Origin of the sequence: Bacillus sp. FJAT-27231 (assembly GCF_001183975.1) — a bacterium.
GTDB classification, from domain to species: domain Bacteria; phylum Bacillota; class Bacilli; order Bacillales; family Domibacillaceae; genus Pseudobacillus; species Pseudobacillus wudalianchiensis.
On record NZ_LFZU01000001.1, the window covers coordinates 2873911 to 2890863 of the forward strand.

A 16953-nucleotide genomic window follows, 5' to 3' on the forward strand; every position below is an offset into this window, starting at 1 on the left:
GTCGCTCTTTGACTCCCTAAGGCCTTTCGAAACCACCGTACGAGCTAGCACCTGCAGCTAAACAAGTTCTTATTTAATCAGCATCGCATCTCCAAAGCTAAAGAAACGGTATTTCTCTGCTACTGCTTCTTTATAGGCATTCAATACGTGCTCTTTTCCGGCAAGCGCGCTAATAAGCATAATTAATGTAGACTTTGGTAAATGGAAGTTCGTAATCATGCCGTCAATCGCCTTGAACTCGAAGCCTGGATAAATGAAAATATCCGTCCAGCCACTCGCCGCTTGAATGTGCCCATCGTGATTATGGGCAACTGTTTCTAACGTACGCGTTGAAGTTGTTCCCACACTGATAATACGGCCGCCTTCTGCTTTCACTTGCTCAATAAGGCGAGCTGTTCCTTCTGATATATGATAAAACTCAGCGTGCATTTCATGTTCTTCAATCTTATCAACCGATACCGGCCGAAAAGTGCCGAGGCCTACGTGCAATGTCAAAAAAGCTGTATGTACGCCCATTGCGCGGATTTCTTCCAACAACTCTTCGGTGAAATGAAGTCCTGCTGTTGGCGCAGCCGCTGAGCCTCGTTCCTTGGCAAAAACCGTTTGATAACGGTCGCGTTCTTCCAACTGCTCTTTAATATAAGGCGGCAGCGGCATTTCTCCAAGTTCGTCGAGCACTTCATAGAAAATTCCTTCATATGAAAACTCTAAAATTCGACCGCCATGCTCTTTTTCGCCTACACAGATAGCCGTAAGCTGACCATCTCCAAATAGAATCTGACTGCCTTCTTTAATGCGTTTTGCTGGTTTTACAAGCGTCTCCCACCGGTCGCCATCCTCTTGCTTTAATAATAAAACTTCAATCTTTGCTCCTGTATCTGGTTTTACGCCGTACAGGCGCGCAGGCATTACTTTCGTATCGTTCAATACAAGGCAATCTCCCGGTTTCAAAAACGAAGTAATATTTTTAAATACCTCGTGCTGGATAGCTCCAGTTTCTTTATCGAGTACCATTAGCCGGCTCTCTGCCCGCTCAGCAAGCGGTGTTTGGGCAATTAATTCTTCTGGTAGATTAAAGTCAAATTCCTCTACTTTCACTTTCTTCATCCCTATCTTTTTATTTCCATTTTCCAATCACATAAAAAATGAGCGACAGCACAACACTGACAATAATAGATGTCATGATCGGAAAATAAACTGTTGTATTTCCTTTTTTAAATAACAAGTCGCCAGGCAGACGGCCAATTTTAACAAACTGCATTACAAGCCCTAAGACGAAAATAATCACGCCAAGGAGCATCAATGTCTTACCGATTCCGCTCATCCGCCGGAACCTCCATGTGAAAATGATGATAAACCGACTCGCTGACGATCCGTCCTCTCGGTGTTCGTTGCAAAAAGCCGATTTGCAGCAAGTACGGCTCATAGACATCTTCGATCGTGCCCGCTTCTTCGCCGATGCTGGCGGCAATCGTTTCTACACCGACCGGACCGCCACGGAACCGTTCAATAATGGCTTTTAGTAACTTATGATCAATGTGGTCAAGTCCCATTCGATCAACTTGAAGCAGTTCCAGTGCTTCTTCTGCCAGCTCAAACGTAACCACACCATTGCCACGTACTTGGGCATAGTCACGTACCCGTTTTAACAGCCGATTGGCAATTCGCGGCGTTCCACGTGAACGGCGGGCAATTTCAGCAGCACCAGCAGGATCAATGCCGGTATGAAAAATTTCAGCTGTCCGCAGCACGACTTCGCGAAGCTGCTCTTCACTATAATACTCCAGCCGGCTTAAAACTCCGAAACGATCACGAAGCGGCGCAGAAAGAGAACCTGCTCTCGTCGTTGCACCAATTAAGGTAAACGGGGGCAGATCCAAACGGACAGAACGAGCACTCGGTCCTTTACCAATAACAATATCGAGACAAAAATCCTCCATCGCCGGATACAACACCTCTTCAATGGAACGTGGCAGACGATGAATTTCATCAATAAATAGAACGTCGCCTGGTTCGAGTGCGGTCAGAACCGCTGCCAGATCACCTGGTCGTTCGATCGCTGGTCCAGCAGTCGTCCGCAGCTGTACGCCCATTTCATTAGCAATGACTGCAGCGAGTGTCGTTTTACCAAGCCCTGGAGGTCCATACAATAGCACGTGATCAAGAGTTTCTTGACGCTGGCGGGCAGCTTCAATAAAAATAGCCAGATTGCTTTTCACTTGTTCCTGGCCAATATATTGCTTTAACGTCTGAGGACGCAGTGATTGTTCCTCGTACAACTCGTCCGATTCAGCCGTTCCAGAAACGATGCGTTCTTCCATCGCATGATCACTCCCTCATTCATTTATCCGTTCAGCAGCAGCTGTAAGCCTTTACGAATATATTGATCTGTCGTTAATTGTTCTGTTTTCAGCTTCGTGCTGACCCGCTTAATTTCCCGAGCAGAATAGCCAAGCGCTTCTAATGCAAGCAGAGCTTCTTCTAGATCAGTAGAAGCCGCTCTCGTTGGCTCTAGGCCGTCCGGTTGAAATAAATTAGGGAAAAATTCTGGTACAACATCTGCTAACTTCCCTTTTAAATCGAGAATCATTTGTCGGGCTGTTTTCTTGCCGACACCCGGGAATTTGGTTAAAAACTTCTCATCTTCCTCTTCAATCGCTGATATGACCTGGTGAGGCTCTCCGCTTGCCAACACAGCAAGCGCCCCTTTCGGACCAATACCAGAAACAGAAATCAGCTTTTCAAATAGGCGTTTCTCTTCTATAGACATAAATCCATATAGCGCCAACACATCTTCGCGCACGTGTTGGTGCACATACACAGTAACAGTTTGCTGTTCGTATTTTGAGAAAGCAAATGGATTGGGAGTCAATATTTGAAAGCCAATGCCGCCATTTTCAATCACAATGTACTCCGGTCCCACGAACGCTACGCTGCCCTTAATATATTCATACAAATTCATTCTCTCCCCTACACTACACATTACTCCTCATTGTATCATACCATGATTTATTTGCGAAAAAAATCAAAGAAACATTTGTTCTGATAAAAAATCTTTTATGCCTTCACTTCATTTTCTTTTTTCGAAAATTACCTCCTCCTTACTCATATCAACAAGCTGGTAGTTTTTGTACTTCGCCCAAAAGTCTTCCATGGCCCAAATCACTTCATCGTAGACCGTTTTCCTTAACTGGCCATTTCCGTCTGTTTCCAGAAGTGTTACCCGAACCTGATGAGGACCATTCTGAACAGTCATTGCCAGCTTCTGCCCTTCTGTCTCCTTCAACATGTATGCACTGCTTGTCATGAAGCAGATCATAAAAACGACAGCTATCGTCCAATTCAATTCGCTCTCTCCTTTTTACTCTCATCTTCGCCAAAAAGAAAAGAGGGCAAACAAAAAAGACCGTCCAAATAGACGGTCACAGGCTGTTCAAACGATCGCTTTTAATCAGCAAACAAATTAAAATAGGCTTCTACAAATTAATTAGGTGACACCATTCCGCCTGCACCGGCAGAACTGACGTCGGACGCTACTTCCTTATTTTTGACTCTTTGATAAGGGCTTTCCGGTTCGGTATTTTTATTTCGATCAACAGAGATCACTTCTATACCTTCTTTGTCTAATAAGCCTTTTAACGTTTCAGTAATATCGCCTTTCATCTTGTCTTCTTCATACTGAAGCTCAACATTGACTACTCTCATTGTCTTCTCCTCGCTTTCCTCAGTATATGTTTGTTATTTTCCCGACTATTTTTAATTTAAACGTGTGCAAAATGGATAAAAATGGTGTTGCATTTTTGATTTACCTCGTGTATATTATAAATATCAGCTGCGTTGTGCGTAACCTTAATAAAGTTTTAACCTTTAAGCTGAAATAGGGAGTTTTAAATTGAAGCTGGAATGTCATGCCTTATTGCGATAAGGACGATAGGAAAGTTTCTGCAAACACCCACTTTATGGAGTGGTGGTTTTAAAACTTCATTAAACGTACGGCAACTGCGGCCTTTCCATTACATAACCAAAGCCGATTTCCAAAAGGAAATCGGCTTTTTTGCGTCCAGCGTCTCATTTATACAGCTTCTATAAAGTTTTTCTCGCTGCTTACTTTGTTTCTCGATGTAATGTATGCTTTTTTAACCGAGGACAATACTTCTTTAACTCTAATCTCTCCGGGTTCGTCCGTTTGTTTTTGGTTGTAATGTAGTTTCTATCTCCTGTTTCTGTACAAGCTAGCGTAATGGCTACTCTCATTTTTTCTCCTCCTTCTTTTAATTAAGCCGTAACAAACGGTGGCAGCGGATCCTTTAAAGCAGACCATTCTTCTTGCTGTTCTGTGTCTGTTAATAGGCAGTTATCCAGCGATTGTTCAATAGCTTCTTTATCCATGCTGATCCCGATTAACACAAGCTCTGTCATCCGGTCTCCATATTCCTCATGCCATCTTTCCAATAACTCAGGCTCTTCTTGTAATACCTGCTCCCTCTCTGCTTCCGGATAAGCAGCAAGCCATTCTCCTGCACCTTGAAACACAATGGACGGTCCAGCTTGTGACACAATACAGACCGTATCATTCCGAGAAGCAAGCCAAATAAAACCTTTTGCTCTTATAACTTCTATCGGCCAATTTTCCAGCCAGCTCGTAAAGCGCTCTGGATGGAACGGGAGCTGTCTTCGGTAAACAAAGGAAGAAATACCGTACTCTTCTGTTTCTGGGATATGTTCATTGTTTAACTCTTTTAGCCATCCGGCGCTTTGACTCGCTTTCTCAAAATCAAATAAATTTGTATGAAGCACTTCATCTAAAGCAAGCCGACTATGGTCTGTTAAGATTATACGGGCTTCTGGATTTAACTTTTGCAAAGCCGCTTTTAATTCCTGAATCTCCTTTTTCTCTACGAGGTCAATTTTATTTAGCACAATGACATTGGCAAACTCAATTTGATCAATCAATAAATCGACCACTTCTCTCGTATCCGTTTCATCTGCTGCTTCCTTACGGTCAAGCAGACTCTCGCCGGAAGCAAAATCGTACCAAAAACGATTAGCATCTACAACGGTTACCATCGTATCAAGCCGGCAAAAAGCAGATAAATCAATCCCTAAAGCCTCATCCACATATGTAAATGTCTGAGCAACGGGCACTGGTTCGCTAATGCCTGTTGACTCAATCACGATATAATCGATATCACCGGCTGCCGCAAGCTTTTCTACTTCCTTTATTAAATCTTCACGAAGGGTACAACAAATACAGCCATTTTGCATTTCCACCAGCTTTTCCTCTGTCCGTGAAAATCCCCCTTGCTTAATGAGCGAAGCATCGACATTAATCTCGCTCATGTCATTCACGATAACAGCTACTTTTTTCTCTTCCCGGTTTTTTAAAATATGATTTAATAATGTCGTTTTCCCTGAGCCTAAATATCCGCTTAATACTGTTACAGGAATTCTTTTTTTCACCTTGTTTTCTCCTTCCCTTCTATACAAATTGTTATTTTTACGATTTAAATAATATTCTTTTTTCTGTTATCTATGTTTCTTTTTCCTCCCGCTTACATTCAACCCCCTTCACTTGCGTAAATATTAATCCATTTTTAAATCAAAATCATTACGATTTATAATATATAATAAATCGTAATGATTACTATTTTCAAGTTATTTTTACAACAAAAAGAAAAAATAGGCTAAATAGATGATCCTTTATCAACGATCTGCCTGCATTAAATTTATTTAGAAAATAACAAAAAGCCAGTAATTCATACTTCTTTGACAAGTATGAATTACTGGCTTTCTGCTCTTCCTATCCCCTTACCCTATTTTCCGAATTCTAAAGTTGCTTTGCAAAAGCAGCCAGTTTTGTGGAAATGGATAACCGAGTACCCAATAACTAATTCCACGGAGGTTATACTCTTTTACAAGATCAAATTTTGCTTGAGCACTGCGAGCATCCTCGAACCATACTTCATGCGTACGTCCTTGTTCATCTGTATATCGGTAAAATGGCGATTGGGACGCAGTGTCATATTGGATAGACGCCCCATGTTGTACCGCCCGGCGTACAGCTTCTTGCATATCAAATGTTTCGGCTTCCTGTCCTTGTTGATGTGGAAGGAGCCAATCTCTAGCATATAATTGAAAGCCAAAAAATATTTTATTCCGTGGAATGACAGTCACAGCATAGTCCAAAACCCGTCTAATTTGGTTGAGTGGTGAAATGGCTTGCGGCGGGCCAAATCGGTATCCCCATTCATACGTCATTAAAATAACAAAGTCCACAATTCGGCCATGAGCCGCATAGTCATGTGCTTCATACAATAATCCTTGTTGTTCACCACTTATTTTAGGAGCTAACGCGGTGGAAACAAAGAAGCCCTCTGGATGGAGCCTGTTTACTGCCCGTTGTAAAAATTGATTATAGCGTTCACGATCGGCTGGAAAGACATTTTCAAAATCAATGTTAATTCCCTGATAGCCTTTTCTGCGCATGATTTGAATTGCATTTGTCAGCAATGTTTCTTGCAGCTCCACACTTCTCAAAATGGTACTTGCTAATCGAGACCCTGGATTCGTTGCAGTAAAGTTCGTAATAGCCATCATGGGAACAACTTGCTCCGCCCTGGCCGCTTGAATCGTTGCCTCGTCGTTAATGGATTCTAGTCCACCGTCTGCCCTCATAGTATAGGCAAAGGGAGAGGCATATGTTAAGTACCTGCCTACTCCACGAACTTGCCTGGCTCCTTCTTCTCCCATTTCGATTGTATACGCGTTCACGTCAATAACCGGTCTTTCAAATGGAATGTATAAAACCTGCCCTGGATAAATGGCCTCCGGACGTCGGATATTATTCATTCTTATCAATTCTTGTATGTCTATTCCATATCGCTCCGCAATTTGCCGCAGTGTCTCTCCAACCTCTACTATATGCCTTCTCGCTGGAATATATATCACAGTGCCAGGGTTAATCCTTTCCGGATCTCTAATTCGATTAACCCGAACAATCTCTCTTACTGTCACTCCATATCGTTGACCGATTTGTCGAAGCGTCTCTCCTGATCGCACGATATGCCGCTGAGCCAAAATGGGAATAATTAAAGCCTGGCCAACGACGAGACGATCACGGTTAGGCAACTCGTTGGCCGCTGCAATTTGAGCTGTGTCCACTCCATACCTGCGCGCCAGTTGATCTAAGGTCTCTCCCTTTTGAACTACATGAATAATCATAGGTGTCTCCTCCAAATGATAGTCATATCATTATACATATGCGGACAGGAGCTTTAAGAAGACCTTCTATTCCCAAAATATTTATTCAAAACTTCTTCTTAGGCGGCAAAATGAAAGAAACTCCTAACCGTAAAATGGTTAGGAGCTCATCGGGAGTCTAGAGACTCCCGTTTATCTATATCTCTCTTTCGTAAATCGGGTGTTGTGTAAGTCAATTGGTCCGCCATCACGCAAATCATTGTCTAGAACACGAATATAGTTAAAGGTACCGATATCGTCCGCTACTCTGACCTCAGCACCGTCTGCATAGCGTTCTATCGTTCGCTTGACTTTACTTTTTACTGCTTTCTCATCGCTCTCTTTGGAAATCTGTACAGCAACAAGTATTTCCTTATCGCCAATATATGCCTGTGCGTCCAGTACACCTTCTACCTGTTCCGCCTTTCTAACGACTTTTTCAGCCAGCTTCCCATTGTAGTTTGTGTAATAAGAATTTTTTGCTTGGACGTTTTGAACACTTAGATGACCGTGGTAGTTTGCATCGCTGTTATAAGGCTGCTCGTTATCCCGTTCATAGAAGCTGCGGTCCTCTTTAGCAAGCGGTTTAGATGGATTTTGTGGATGGCCATTGTCATCGTCATTTTGCAAGTACCGATTTTTCTCTCTTCGTATCACCTTTTGTTCTTCCCCAACAGAATGATCGTACCATTCTGTCAGCGGGCCGTCATGACGATCATTCGTATCACCGTGTCCAGCGTTTGAAAAGTATCCTTGTGGCTCGTATTGGTTATTATCCCCGCCATAGCCACTTTCCTTTTCAATCCCACACGCCGCCAGGCTAGCCGATAAAGATAATACAGCAAAAGCTTTCAGCGTTTTCTGCATGACTCCACCCCTGAGCTCTTATTCGGGCAGATGATGCCCTTCTTAGTTTGCAGAAGTGGAGAAATCTTATCCCTGCTGTTTTTCCCATTCTCTTTTCCATTTTTTAAAAAACTCTTTTCGCTTTGTAAATGACTTGACCGTAAGCTCGTAAGCATGTTGATAAGCAATCCTTTTTTCTTTAGAGGAGGTAGACATGACTCGACGGCATTCGCGAAAAACATCGGCAGGAAACATTGTATAGATGAGCCAATTCTTTTTACGTGCATATAGAGACAGAACACGGTGTTCCATTATTTTCTCCACGTCCCATCCAACAATTGGCAGGACACGATTAACCCACTGCACGTAATCAAATAGAGCAGGCGCCCGCGCAGCTAAATCAAAATCAATTAAATATAAAGAGCCCGCGGCGGACCTAAAAAAATTATGAGCTGCCACATCCCCATGAATCACCGCCATCCTTCCTTCGTCTCCCGGCTGCTCAACAACATGCTCAAGACACCATTTTCCCATGTCTGTGTAGTGCTCTAATATGGGAGGCGGAAAATACCGGACCAATTCGGGAAGCAAGCTTTGAAACGCAGTCAGCCTTTTGCGCCACACACTTATTTGATCAAACATATGAAATCCTGAAGCCATTTCCTCAGAGACATTTTCAGTCTTCTGGTGAAACAAAGCAAGCAATTGGAGAGCTTCCTCCCTTTCTGCTTTAGTTTGAAAGCGAAATGGTTTTTTTGAAGGTTCAATAAAGGGCATGACAGCAAAAACCTGCTTTTCAAATTTAATCGGTGATATAGGATGAAAAGGGATCACTTTCTTAAAACCATTATTAGACAAAAAGCGATGTAGTTGAATTTGCTTTTCTAGTTGTGAAAGTGACGAATACCTTTTAAGAAACCACTTATGTTTTTTAGTGATGACGAGCCACTTTCCTTTTTTTAATGGAAAAACAGTCTGGATCGTTTCTTCTAAACGGGCAGATAACAGGAAAAGGAGACGAGGTGTTAAGTCGTCTCCCTGATAAAACTTATTCTTCATCCTCTTCATCCGAACGATGACAGCCGCAACCCGATTGTCCCGCTAATATTGGCGGAGGAGGGTAAGGCATGCCCATTCCCCCAGCCGGGTACGCCATTGGCTGCTGGTAATAGCTAGGCATATAAGGCTGTGTCATCATCGGCTGTGGATAATAGGCGGACGGTTGATAGGCTCCCATTACTTGCGGCTGCATCCCATATTCCGGTGACTCTACCCCATATCCCATCATTGGCTGATAGGGCATTTCGTATGGCATATAATAGCCTGTTCCTGGCATAACCGGTGTAATTGGAACGCAACAAGACGACGGGTATGGCTGCATAGAATATGGAGCTGTTACGGGATACATCTGTGGAGCATACGACATGGGAGCCACCGGCATATTCGGCATATTCTCTTGTATCCCCTGCACGTTATCCGGTGAAGGATAGTGCATCATTGGATAATTAGGTGACACTTCTTCTGGAGATGACTCCATCATTTCACCAGCTACCTGATAGGAAGGCTGCATCATAGGTACTGGCATGCTCCATTGGGGAGAAAATGATGGCTGCATCCCATAGTTTGGAACTTGCGGTGCCATTTGATATTGATTCACATATGCATTCATCGGGTAGTTAGAGCCTCCTTGTGATGGTGATGCCATCTCTATTTCCGGCATAGGCGGCGGTGCGACTGGCATGCTCGGACTTTCCATTACCTCTTCCTTTTTACCAAGCCCCGGAAAAATATTATCGGGCTTAACAGGTGGGGCCGGAGGAGGCGGTGGCGGTTGAACGGTCTGCTGCATTTGCTCCATGTTCATTTGAAACACTTGATTAATCTCTACTTCCGGTACAATTGGCGGCAGCGGCGGCATAACTGGCTTCTCCTTCACTGGGGAAACCGGCTTCGGCTGCTCTTTCATTGGAGCCACTACGTTGGGCTGCTCTTTCATCGGAGCCACTATGTTGGGTTGCTCTTTCATTGGAGCCACTATGTTGGGCTGCTCTTTCACCGGAGCCACTACATTAGGCTGCTGTTTCATTGGAGCCACTACATTAGGCTGCTCCTTAATTGGCATGTTTGAAGGAGAAATCGGTGCTTCTTTTGGCTTTTTTGACGGCATAGGCATTTCTTTTTTAGATGGCCCTGCCGGTGTTGGCACTTTAATTTTCATTCCAGGCATAATTAAATCCGGATTAGACAGCTGCGCATTTAATTTTTTTAATTCATCAAAGTTCACTCCGTATTTTTTGGCGATCGTCCAGAGTGTATCCCCTTTCTGAACAATATGGATTCTCATTTTCTCCCTCCTCAGGCATTCGTCGTAGTATATGTGGGCGATACGAATTTGTGAACGAACCTACACCAAATTGTATGCTCATGACAAAGAAGTTATGAGAAAAGAATGTTGCTTATTGCTTACGGCTATGGCTCTTTATTCATTGTTCAGATGGTTTCCTTCACGGATACCACTCTTTATTCCTGGCATTTCTCTTAAAAGCTTCGCAAAAAAACACCTGCTGAAGAGCAGGTGTAAGACTATCTATTTAACATGCGTTCTAATGCTAAGACTGCTTCGTGAGCAGTTTGATCATCCACTTTAATCACATTGCCTTCTTTTCCTTCAACAATGCTCTCAAGTGACCATAACAGATGGGGCAAGTCAATTCGATTCATCGTTAGGCACGGACACATATTCGGGTTTAATGAAATAATGTGCTTATCAGGATGCTGTTGAATCAGTCGATTGACAAGATTCATTTCTGTACCGATCGCCCAAGCGCTCCCAGGTTCGGCCGCTTCAATTTTTTCAATAATATATTTGGTTGAACCATTGTCATCCGCTAACCCTACGACTTCACGCGTGCATTCCGGGTGAACAATTATGTTCATTTCCGGATGAGTGCTTCGGATGTGTTCGATATTCTGAACGGTAAAATTTTCATGAACAGAGCAATGCCCTTTCCATAAAATGATCTTTGCTCTGCTTACGTCGCCTTCATACTCAAGTTCATTGCTAATCGGGTTCCATACCGCCATCTCATCAAGCCCAATGCCTAAATCGAAAGCAGTATTACGTCCTAAATGCTGGTCTGGTAAAAATAAAATTCTTTTTTTTTGCTCAAAGGCCCATTTGACCATTGAGTGAGCATTGGATGAAGTGACGGTTGCTCCGCCATTACGGCCGACAAAAGCCTTAATAGCTGCTGTTGAGTTGACATACGTAAGCGGCAGCATCGTATCACCAAATAGTCCTTGCAGTTCCTTCCAGGCTGTCTCTGTTTGGTAGATATCCGCCATGTCTGCCATGGAACAGCCTGCACGCATATCCGGTAAAATGACCGTTTGTTCTGATGTTGTCAAAATATCGGCTGTTTCAGCCATAAAATGAACGCCACAAAATACGATATGCTTGGCTTCTTTATTTTTTGCAGAAATTTGGGCAAGCTGTAAGGAGTCACCTACCGCATCAGCAAATTGTATAACTTCATCACGCTGATAATGATGTCCCGGAATAAACAATGAATGACCAAGCTGCTGTTTGATTTCTCTAACCCGTTCTTCCATTTCCTCTTTCTTTAACTGCCGGTATTTCTCCGGTAAAGCAAAAGATGGCTGTTTAAGCATTTCCATGATAGACATGATCAGCTTCCTCCTTAACAGATTTTGTTATCACTTTTGCACTAACATCTAAAGCACGGATTGAGTGAGTCAAAGCACCAAGTGAAATCCATTCAATGCCGCTTTCCGCAAATGGCCGAATGTTGTCAAGCGAAATGCCCCCTGAAGCTTCGGTCGCAATGCTGTCAGGTACGAGCGGCAGCCATTCCTGGATTTCTTCAGGAGTCCGATTGTCAAACATAATAATATCGGCACCAGCTTCAATCGCTTCTATCAGCTGTTGCTTCGTCTCAATCTCAACTTCAATTTTCACCGTATGACCGACCACCGCTCTTGCTTTCTCCACTGCCTGCTTAATTCCTCCAGCGAAGGCAATATGGTTATCTTTCAGCATGACGGCATCATAAAGACCGCGACGATGATTATAACCGCCGCCTGTTTTTACCGCGTATTTCTCCAGCATACGCAACCCTGGTGTTGTTTTACGAGTATCGCAAATTTTCGCATGCGTGCCGGCAGTTTGCTTTACAGCTTTTGCTGTTGCCGTGGCGATACCGGACATCCGCTGAATTAAATTCAGAATGACACGCTCGCCTTTTAAGAGCCCTTGCATCGTTCCTTCCACTTCTGCAATGATCGTACCAGGAGAAACAGCTTCCCCGTCCCTTACCTTTATATGGACAACAGCGGACGGATCAATAAGAGCAAAGCCGCGCTGTAAAATCTGCTTCCCGCAAAAGATCCCGTTTTCCTTCGCTAATAAAGTAAACGAGCCTCTTTCTTCTTGTGAAAAGAGTGCTTCCCCACTTATATCTCCATCACCAATATCCTCAATAAAAAACTGCTTAAGCATGGATTCTAATTGGATTTCGTTCATGTTGCCCACCTCTTATGTTTATTTGGTCCTTTGTCTGGACAATTCGTTTTCCGCGCCACTCTGCTTCTTCGGCAGGGAAATCAGTACGGATATGCGCACCGCGGCTTTCTTGTCGAAGCAAGGCAGCGCGGCTAATTAAATAGCTATTGATATGCATATCTATTTTTTCAATTGCGTCTCTATCCAGCTCGTCTAGTCCTCTTTCGATCCACTTTTGAATTCCTAGTTTCTCTAAATAACTTATATGACTCTGCAAGCTTTCCGGTGTCCGAATAATACCAGCTGCTTTCATTGTACGGGCTCGCAGCTCTTCCTTTGAAAGCGTAATGACCGATTCGCTCTTTAACTGTTTTTCGTAATAAAACATATCAGTCGGCCTTGGCTTTGCTGGTATATGACGATTAAGAAAAGCAGCCAATCTGCGGCCATATACAATTCCCTCTAGCAAAGAGTTGCTTGCCAAACGGTTAGCCCCGTGAACACCGCTGTGGACTGCTTCTCCGACTGCATACAATCCCGGCACTGTTGTGCAGCCATTAGAATCAACAGAAATGCCACCCATTAAAAAATGGCTTCCTGGAGCTATCGGAAGGAACCCTTTGCTGATCGGCACTCCGTTTCTTTCACACAATGCTGTAATCGTCGGAAATTGCTTTTCGAACTGTTGAACATGCCGGATATCTAAGAAAACAGCTTTTCCCCTTACTAGTGCCTTGTAAATTTCATAGGCTGTAACGTGACGCGGGGCTAAATCTCTTAGTGGATGGACGCCCTCCATTAGAGGAACACCATTCTCATCCACAATTATGCCGCCTGCTCCTCTGACTGCTTCTGAAATAAGTCCCCTTGCAGCTCCGTCCTTAAAAAGTAACGTAGGATGAAATTGGACAAATTCCATATCTGTCACTTCTGCTCCAGCACGAAAGGCCATGGCAATCCCGTCCCCGGTCATGGTCGGCTGATTAGATGTAGCCGGATAAATAGCACCAATGCCCCCTGTAGCTAAGACGATATGCGGGGACCAGTAATGATGGGTTTGTCCTTCTTTATTTTTTGTTTTTACACCAATACAGACAGAGCGGTCTTCTGATAATAGGCACTCATAAGCCATTTCTCCTTCAATCACTTCCACGTTTGCCGGCAAGGTCGCCAATAAGTGCTCTACCGTGTGACGGCCGGTCGCATCTCCCCCTGAATGAACAATTCTTTTTGCGCTATGCGCTCCTTCCAGGCCAAGCGAAGGCTGTCCATCCGCCTCTCTATCAATGCTAAGACCACCGGCAATCAACTCTTTCACCGCTATCGATCCCTCACCGGCTAACCGCTCTACCTCATCTGTAAAATGATGATACCGTCCTGCTTTTAATGTATCTTCCACATGCGAATGAACACTATCATCTTTATCTATTACTGCTGCAATACCCCCTTGGGCAATATAGGAATTGCTTTGTCTAATCTTTGTTTTTGTGAGAATAATCACATGACTAGTTGAATGTAAATGATGAGCTAACTGCAAAGCTGCTAGTCCACTGCCAACGATGATTACATCCGCTTGTTTATTCATTATTTTCCCCTCTTGTTTTAACAGGTGTCTTGACACATATGTTTACACAAATTTAAACTAATGACAAGGCTTTTTTTAAATCCTTTTATAAAGGAGGACATTTCATTGATCTATTTCGATTATGCGGCTACTTCCCCTATGAGTAAGGAAGCGCTAAACGTTTATATAAAAGCGAGTCAAGATTTTTTTGGCAACAGTTCAAGTCTTCACGATGAAGGCAGCCAGGCTAGTTTTTTACTCAAACGATGCCGAGAAACGTTAGCTGATTTAATCGGTGGCAAACAGGAAGGCATTTACTTTACTTCGGGCGGAACGGAGAGTAACTTATTATCCATTATTTCGCTGGCACAAGCAGCAAGAAAAAAAGGCACACACGTGATTACCTCAATGGCGGAACATTCGTCTGTTCATTCAGCGATGGCCTATTTAGAAAAAGAAGGTTTCCATATTACAAAGCTGCCGCTTAGTTCACGAGGAATGGTAGAGCCGGAAAGAGTAGCAGCAGCTATTCGTCCCGATACCGTTCTTGTCTCTTTGCAATATGTGAATCAAGAAATCGGAGCGATCAATCCGATGGAGAAAATTGGCAGGTTATTAAAAGAAAAAGATATTTTATTTCACTCGGACTGCGTTCAGGCATTCAGCAAATTAGATCTTCGGCCGCTGCTTCAGTGGGCACATAGCATTTCGCTTTCTTCTCATAAAGTATCTGGTCCAAAAGGAGTTGGAGCCGTTTATATCGATCCTGCCGTCCGATGGACTCCCCTTTTCCCTGGTCTTACTCATGAAAGCGGCTTTCGCGGAGGAACAGTGGATGTCCCAGCCATTGCAGCTTTTATCGCAGCTGCTGAAAAAGCTTGTCAGACTTTTAATCTGCAAAAAGAATGGCGGCTCCGCTATTTGCTTAAAGAAAGGCTTGCCCATTCTGCTTTTCATTGGATTGAAACGGAGGAGGCTCATCAGCTTCCATCTGTTATCGGAATGACGCTGCCCGGCACAGAAGGACAGCTGATTTTACTAAAATTAAATGAACAAGGCTGTGCCATCTCGACAGGAAGCGCATGTGATTCAAGGACGGAAAATGGCACAAAGGCGATTCTGGCGATGGGGTATTCGATGGAGAAAGCCCGCCAGTTTTTCCGTATTTCACTTAGCAGCCGCACGACAACAGAAGAAATAGAGAAACTCGGAGACCTCCTGATAGGCATAACGTCAGCTTCTCTCCGTTAGAACTAGCTCCTGCCTTATGATAGAATGAAAAAAGTGTAGATTGTATAGGGAGGGATCAATATGACTTCCGGGAAAAAGATTTTAGGGGAAGAAAGGCGCAAGCTTATTTTAGAATGGTTACAAACGAGTAAAGAACCGTTAACAGGCAGTGAATTGGCAAACCGTTCGAATGTGAGCCGCCAAGTCATCGTCAATGATATTACGTTATTAAAAGCACGCAATGAACCCATTATTGCTACAAGCCAAGGCTATTGTTATTTTGCCCCGGCCGTTCCGGAGCAATGGTTCGAACGTTCCATTGCCTGTAACCATGAACCGAAAGATGCAAAAGCAGAACTAAATTTGCTTGTCGATCTTGGAGTGCTCGTAAAAGACGTAAAGATTGAACACCCCGTCTACGGCGATTTAACAGCTTCCATTATGGTGGCTAACCGGAAAGAAGTAGCGCAATTCATTCAGCGGGTGAACGAAACAAACGCAGCCTATCTGTCACAGTTAACGGAGGGCGTTCATCTGCACACCATTGCAGCGAGAGAAGAACGGACACTCGATGAAGCAGAGGCCGCCTTAAGACAGGCAGGTTTTTTACTCGTGGAATAGAAAAAGCTGTCTCATGGGACAGCTTTTTTTAATTTATTCATATTGAATAGCATAGGCCTGGTAGCTTCCAAGAATATGTACTTTGCAGCCGAGCGCCTCCATCTCAGCAAAGGCTCCTGGCATGAGAACTTGATCCATCCGCTGCTCAATGTCAATAATGAAAAAATAATTGCCAAGACCGGTCTTTAATGGACGGGACTCAATTTTACTTAAGTTAATATTACGCCAAGAGAAAGCAGCCAAGACTTGATGAAGTGCCCCCGGTCTATCAGATGGCAGTGTAATAACAACGGTTGTTTTATCACGAGGCCTAGCCAACGGCAGCGATAGGTCTGTTTCTTGTTTGGCTAGAGCAATAAAACGGGTCTGATTAAATTCATAATCATGAATATTAGGTCTGGCAACTGCTAAATCATATTCTTGTGCGGATAATTCATTCGCAATGGCTGCCAAGCGCTGTTCCGGGTGTTCTTTCACATATTTTGCTGCAGCAGCTGTCGATGTCATTTGCTCGTGTGGAATATCCGGGAAATAACTATGTAAAAATTTATGGCATTGGGCGATGGCATGAGGATGCGAGAGAACTTTCTCTGTCTTCTGCCATTCATAGGCGTATTCTTTATGAACGAGCAAATGCTGCTGAATAGGCTCTGTCAACTCAGCTACAATTTTCAAATCAGCTTCATGGAATAAATAATCAATCGTTAAATTAACGGTTCCTTCAAGTGTATTTTCAATAGGCACAACAGCAAAATCCATATCTCCATTAATAACCGCATCCATACAAGCTGGAATGGTCGGATAAGGAACATGCTCTTCTCCCGGAAACGCATGACGCACCGCTAAGTTAGTAAAAGTAGCGGCAGGCCCTAAAAAAGCGATTTTTTGCAATGAAATCTTCTCCTTACTTGAAAATTGGCAATCTTTTGAA

At 43.6% G+C, this 16953-nt stretch carries 17 protein-coding genes, 1 other RNA gene and 2 pseudogenes; 4 read left to right on the forward strand and 16 right to left on the reverse strand.

Annotated features, from left to right (window positions below):
- Positions 1-69: 69 nt before the first annotated feature.
- The 6 genes from queA to AC623_RS13855 form a co-directional block, all read right to left on the reverse strand.
- Positions 70-1098, reverse strand: coding sequence for a tRNA preQ1(34) S-adenosylmethionine ribosyltransferase-isomerase QueA (gene queA / locus AC623_RS13830; protein WP_049663400.1), 1029 nt, complete (start codon positions 1096-1098; stop codon positions 70-72).
- Positions 1099-1117: 19 nt separating this feature from the next.
- Positions 1118-1324, reverse strand: a complete 207-nt coding sequence (locus AC623_RS13835; RefSeq protein ID WP_077247163.1) for a DUF2905 domain-containing protein — start codon at positions 1322-1324, stop codon at positions 1118-1120.
- The gene (ruvB, locus tag AC623_RS13840) at positions 1308-2321 is read right to left on the reverse strand and encodes a Holliday junction branch migration DNA helicase RuvB (RefSeq protein ID WP_049663403.1); all 1014 of its coding nucleotides are present in this window, start codon (positions 2319-2321) and stop codon (positions 1308-1310) included. Before ruvB ends, AC623_RS13835 begins: the two co-directional genes overlap by 17 nt.
- A gap of 23 nt (positions 2322-2344) precedes the next feature.
- Positions 2345-2956, reverse strand: a complete 612-nt coding sequence (gene ruvA, locus AC623_RS13845) for a Holliday junction branch migration protein RuvA (protein ID WP_049666642.1) — start codon at positions 2954-2956, stop codon at positions 2345-2347.
- Positions 2957-3070: 114 nt separating this feature from the next.
- Positions 3071-3346 carry a BofC N-terminal domain-containing protein gene (locus AC623_RS13850; RefSeq protein ID WP_049663404.1) on the reverse strand — a complete coding sequence of 92 codons (276 nt, stop codon included), beginning with the start codon at positions 3344-3346 and terminating at the stop codon, positions 3071-3073.
- A gap of 137 nt (positions 3347-3483) precedes the next feature.
- The gene (locus AC623_RS13855; protein WP_049663406.1) at positions 3484-3705 is read right to left on the reverse strand and encodes a hypothetical protein; all 222 of its coding nucleotides are present in this window, start codon (positions 3703-3705) and stop codon (positions 3484-3486) included.
- 121 nt (positions 3706-3826) lie between these two features.
- Between AC623_RS13855 and ssrS the strand changes: the two genes are divergently transcribed.
- A non-coding RNA gene (gene ssrS, locus AC623_RS21155) (6S RNA) lies at positions 3827-4012 on the forward strand.
- 92 nt (positions 4013-4104) lie between these two features.
- Here ssrS and rpmG read toward each other — a convergent pair.
- From rpmG to AC623_RS13880, 5 genes are all read right to left on the reverse strand, one after another.
- Positions 4105-4254: a 50S ribosomal protein L33 gene (gene rpmG / locus AC623_RS13860; RefSeq protein ID WP_049663407.1), complete on the reverse strand. Its 150-nt coding sequence runs from the start codon at positions 4252-4254 to the stop codon at positions 4105-4107.
- Between the two features lie 21 nt (positions 4255-4275).
- Positions 4276-5460, reverse strand: a complete 1185-nt coding sequence (locus tag AC623_RS13865; protein WP_049663409.1) for a GTP-binding protein — start codon at positions 5458-5460, stop codon at positions 4276-4278.
- A 348-nt stretch (positions 5461-5808) separates the two neighbouring features.
- A complete protein-coding gene (locus AC623_RS13870) occupies positions 5809-7221 on the reverse strand; it encodes a LysM peptidoglycan-binding domain-containing protein (protein WP_049663411.1) in 1413 nt (470 codons plus the stop codon).
- Positions 7222-7392: 171 nt separating this feature from the next.
- Positions 7393-8106 (reverse strand): YhcN/YlaJ family sporulation lipoprotein, encoded by a 714-nt coding sequence (locus AC623_RS13875; protein WP_049663412.1) that lies wholly within the window; start codon positions 8104-8106, stop codon positions 7393-7395.
- Between the two features lie 66 nt (positions 8107-8172).
- Complete coding sequence (locus tag AC623_RS13880) at positions 8173-9144, reverse strand: aminoglycoside phosphotransferase family protein (protein WP_049663414.1); 972 nt, start codon at positions 9142-9144, stop codon at positions 8173-8175.
- A 920-nt stretch (positions 9145-10064) separates the two neighbouring features.
- On the opposite strand from AC623_RS13880, the pseudogene AC623_RS22355 reads away from it, so the two are divergent.
- Positions 10065-10112 (forward strand): annotated as a pseudogene (locus AC623_RS22355) (hypothetical protein); the annotation flags it as partial.
- 182 nt (positions 10113-10294) lie between these two features.
- Here the strand turns inward: AC623_RS22355 and safA are convergent.
- The 4 genes and pseudogenes from safA to nadB all read right to left on the reverse strand — a co-directional run.
- Positions 10295-10429: pseudogene (safA, locus tag AC623_RS22360) on the reverse strand (SafA/ExsA family spore coat assembly protein); the annotation flags it as partial.
- A gap of 239 nt (positions 10430-10668) precedes the next feature.
- Positions 10669-11772, reverse strand: a complete 1104-nt coding sequence (gene nadA / locus AC623_RS13890; RefSeq protein WP_049663418.1) for a quinolinate synthase NadA — start codon at positions 11770-11772, stop codon at positions 10669-10671.
- Positions 11750-12628, reverse strand: coding sequence for a carboxylating nicotinate-nucleotide diphosphorylase (gene nadC / locus AC623_RS13895; protein WP_049663419.1), 879 nt, complete (start codon positions 12626-12628; stop codon positions 11750-11752). The genes nadA and nadC overlap by 23 nt, the downstream gene beginning before the upstream one ends.
- A complete protein-coding gene (nadB, locus tag AC623_RS13900) occupies positions 12597-14192 on the reverse strand; it encodes an L-aspartate oxidase (protein ID WP_049663421.1) in 1596 nt (531 codons plus the stop codon). The genes nadC and nadB overlap by 32 nt, the downstream gene beginning before the upstream one ends.
- A gap of 105 nt (positions 14193-14297) precedes the next feature.
- On the opposite strand from nadB, the gene AC623_RS13905 reads away from it, so the two are divergent.
- Both AC623_RS13905 and AC623_RS13910 read left to right on the forward strand, forming a co-directional pair.
- A complete protein-coding gene (locus AC623_RS13905; RefSeq protein ID WP_049663422.1) occupies positions 14298-15422 on the forward strand; it encodes an IscS subfamily cysteine desulfurase in 1125 nt (374 codons plus the stop codon).
- Positions 15423-15482: 60 nt separating this feature from the next.
- On the forward strand, positions 15483-16022 hold the full coding sequence (locus AC623_RS13910; protein ID WP_049663424.1) for a transcription repressor NadR: 540 nt from the start codon (positions 15483-15485) through the stop codon (positions 16020-16022).
- Between the two features lie 33 nt (positions 16023-16055).
- On the opposite strand, the gene pheA is transcribed toward AC623_RS13910, so the two are convergent.
- Positions 16056-16919: a prephenate dehydratase gene (gene pheA, locus AC623_RS13915; RefSeq protein WP_049663426.1), complete on the reverse strand. Its 864-nt coding sequence runs from the start codon at positions 16917-16919 to the stop codon at positions 16056-16058.
- Between the last annotated feature and the right edge of the window lie 34 nt (positions 16920-16953).

Excerpts from the sequence above, each read along its gene's own strand:
- ruvB (WP_049663403.1), bottom strand. The coding sequence starts at position 2,321 with ATGGAAGAACGCATCGTTTCTGGAACGGCTGAATCGGACGAGTTGTAC.
- nadB (WP_049663421.1), bottom strand. The coding sequence starts at position 14,192 with ATGAATAAACAAGCGGATGTAATCATCGTTGGCAGTGGACTAGCAGCT.
- nadA (WP_049663418.1), bottom strand. The coding sequence starts at position 11,772 with ATGTCTATCATGGAAATGCTTAAACAGCCATCTTTTGCTTTACCGGAG.
- AC623_RS13880 (WP_049663414.1), bottom strand. The coding sequence starts at position 9,144 with ATGAAGAATAAGTTTTATCAGGGAGACGACTTAACACCTCGTCTCCTT.
- AC623_RS13875 (WP_049663412.1), bottom strand. The coding sequence starts at position 8,106 with ATGCAGAAAACGCTGAAAGCTTTTGCTGTATTATCTTTATCGGCTAGC.
- AC623_RS13910 (WP_049663424.1), top strand. The coding sequence starts at position 15,483 with ATGACTTCCGGGAAAAAGATTTTAGGGGAAGAAAGGCGCAAGCTTATT.
- nadC (WP_049663419.1), bottom strand. The coding sequence starts at position 12,628 with ATGAACGAAATCCAATTAGAATCCATGCTTAAGCAGTTTTTTATTGAG.
- rpmG (WP_049663407.1), bottom strand. The coding sequence starts at position 4,254 with ATGAGAGTAGCCATTACGCTAGCTTGTACAGAAACAGGAGATAGAAAC.
- AC623_RS13855 (WP_049663406.1), bottom strand. The coding sequence starts at position 3,705 with ATGAGAGTAGTCAATGTTGAGCTTCAGTATGAAGAAGACAAGATGAAA.
- AC623_RS13835 (WP_077247163.1), bottom strand. The coding sequence starts at position 1,324 with ATGAGCGGAATCGGTAAGACATTGATGCTCCTTGGCGTGATTATTTTC.
- AC623_RS13870 (WP_049663411.1), bottom strand. The coding sequence starts at position 7,221 with ATGATTATTCATGTAGTTCAAAAGGGAGAGACCTTAGATCAACTGGCG.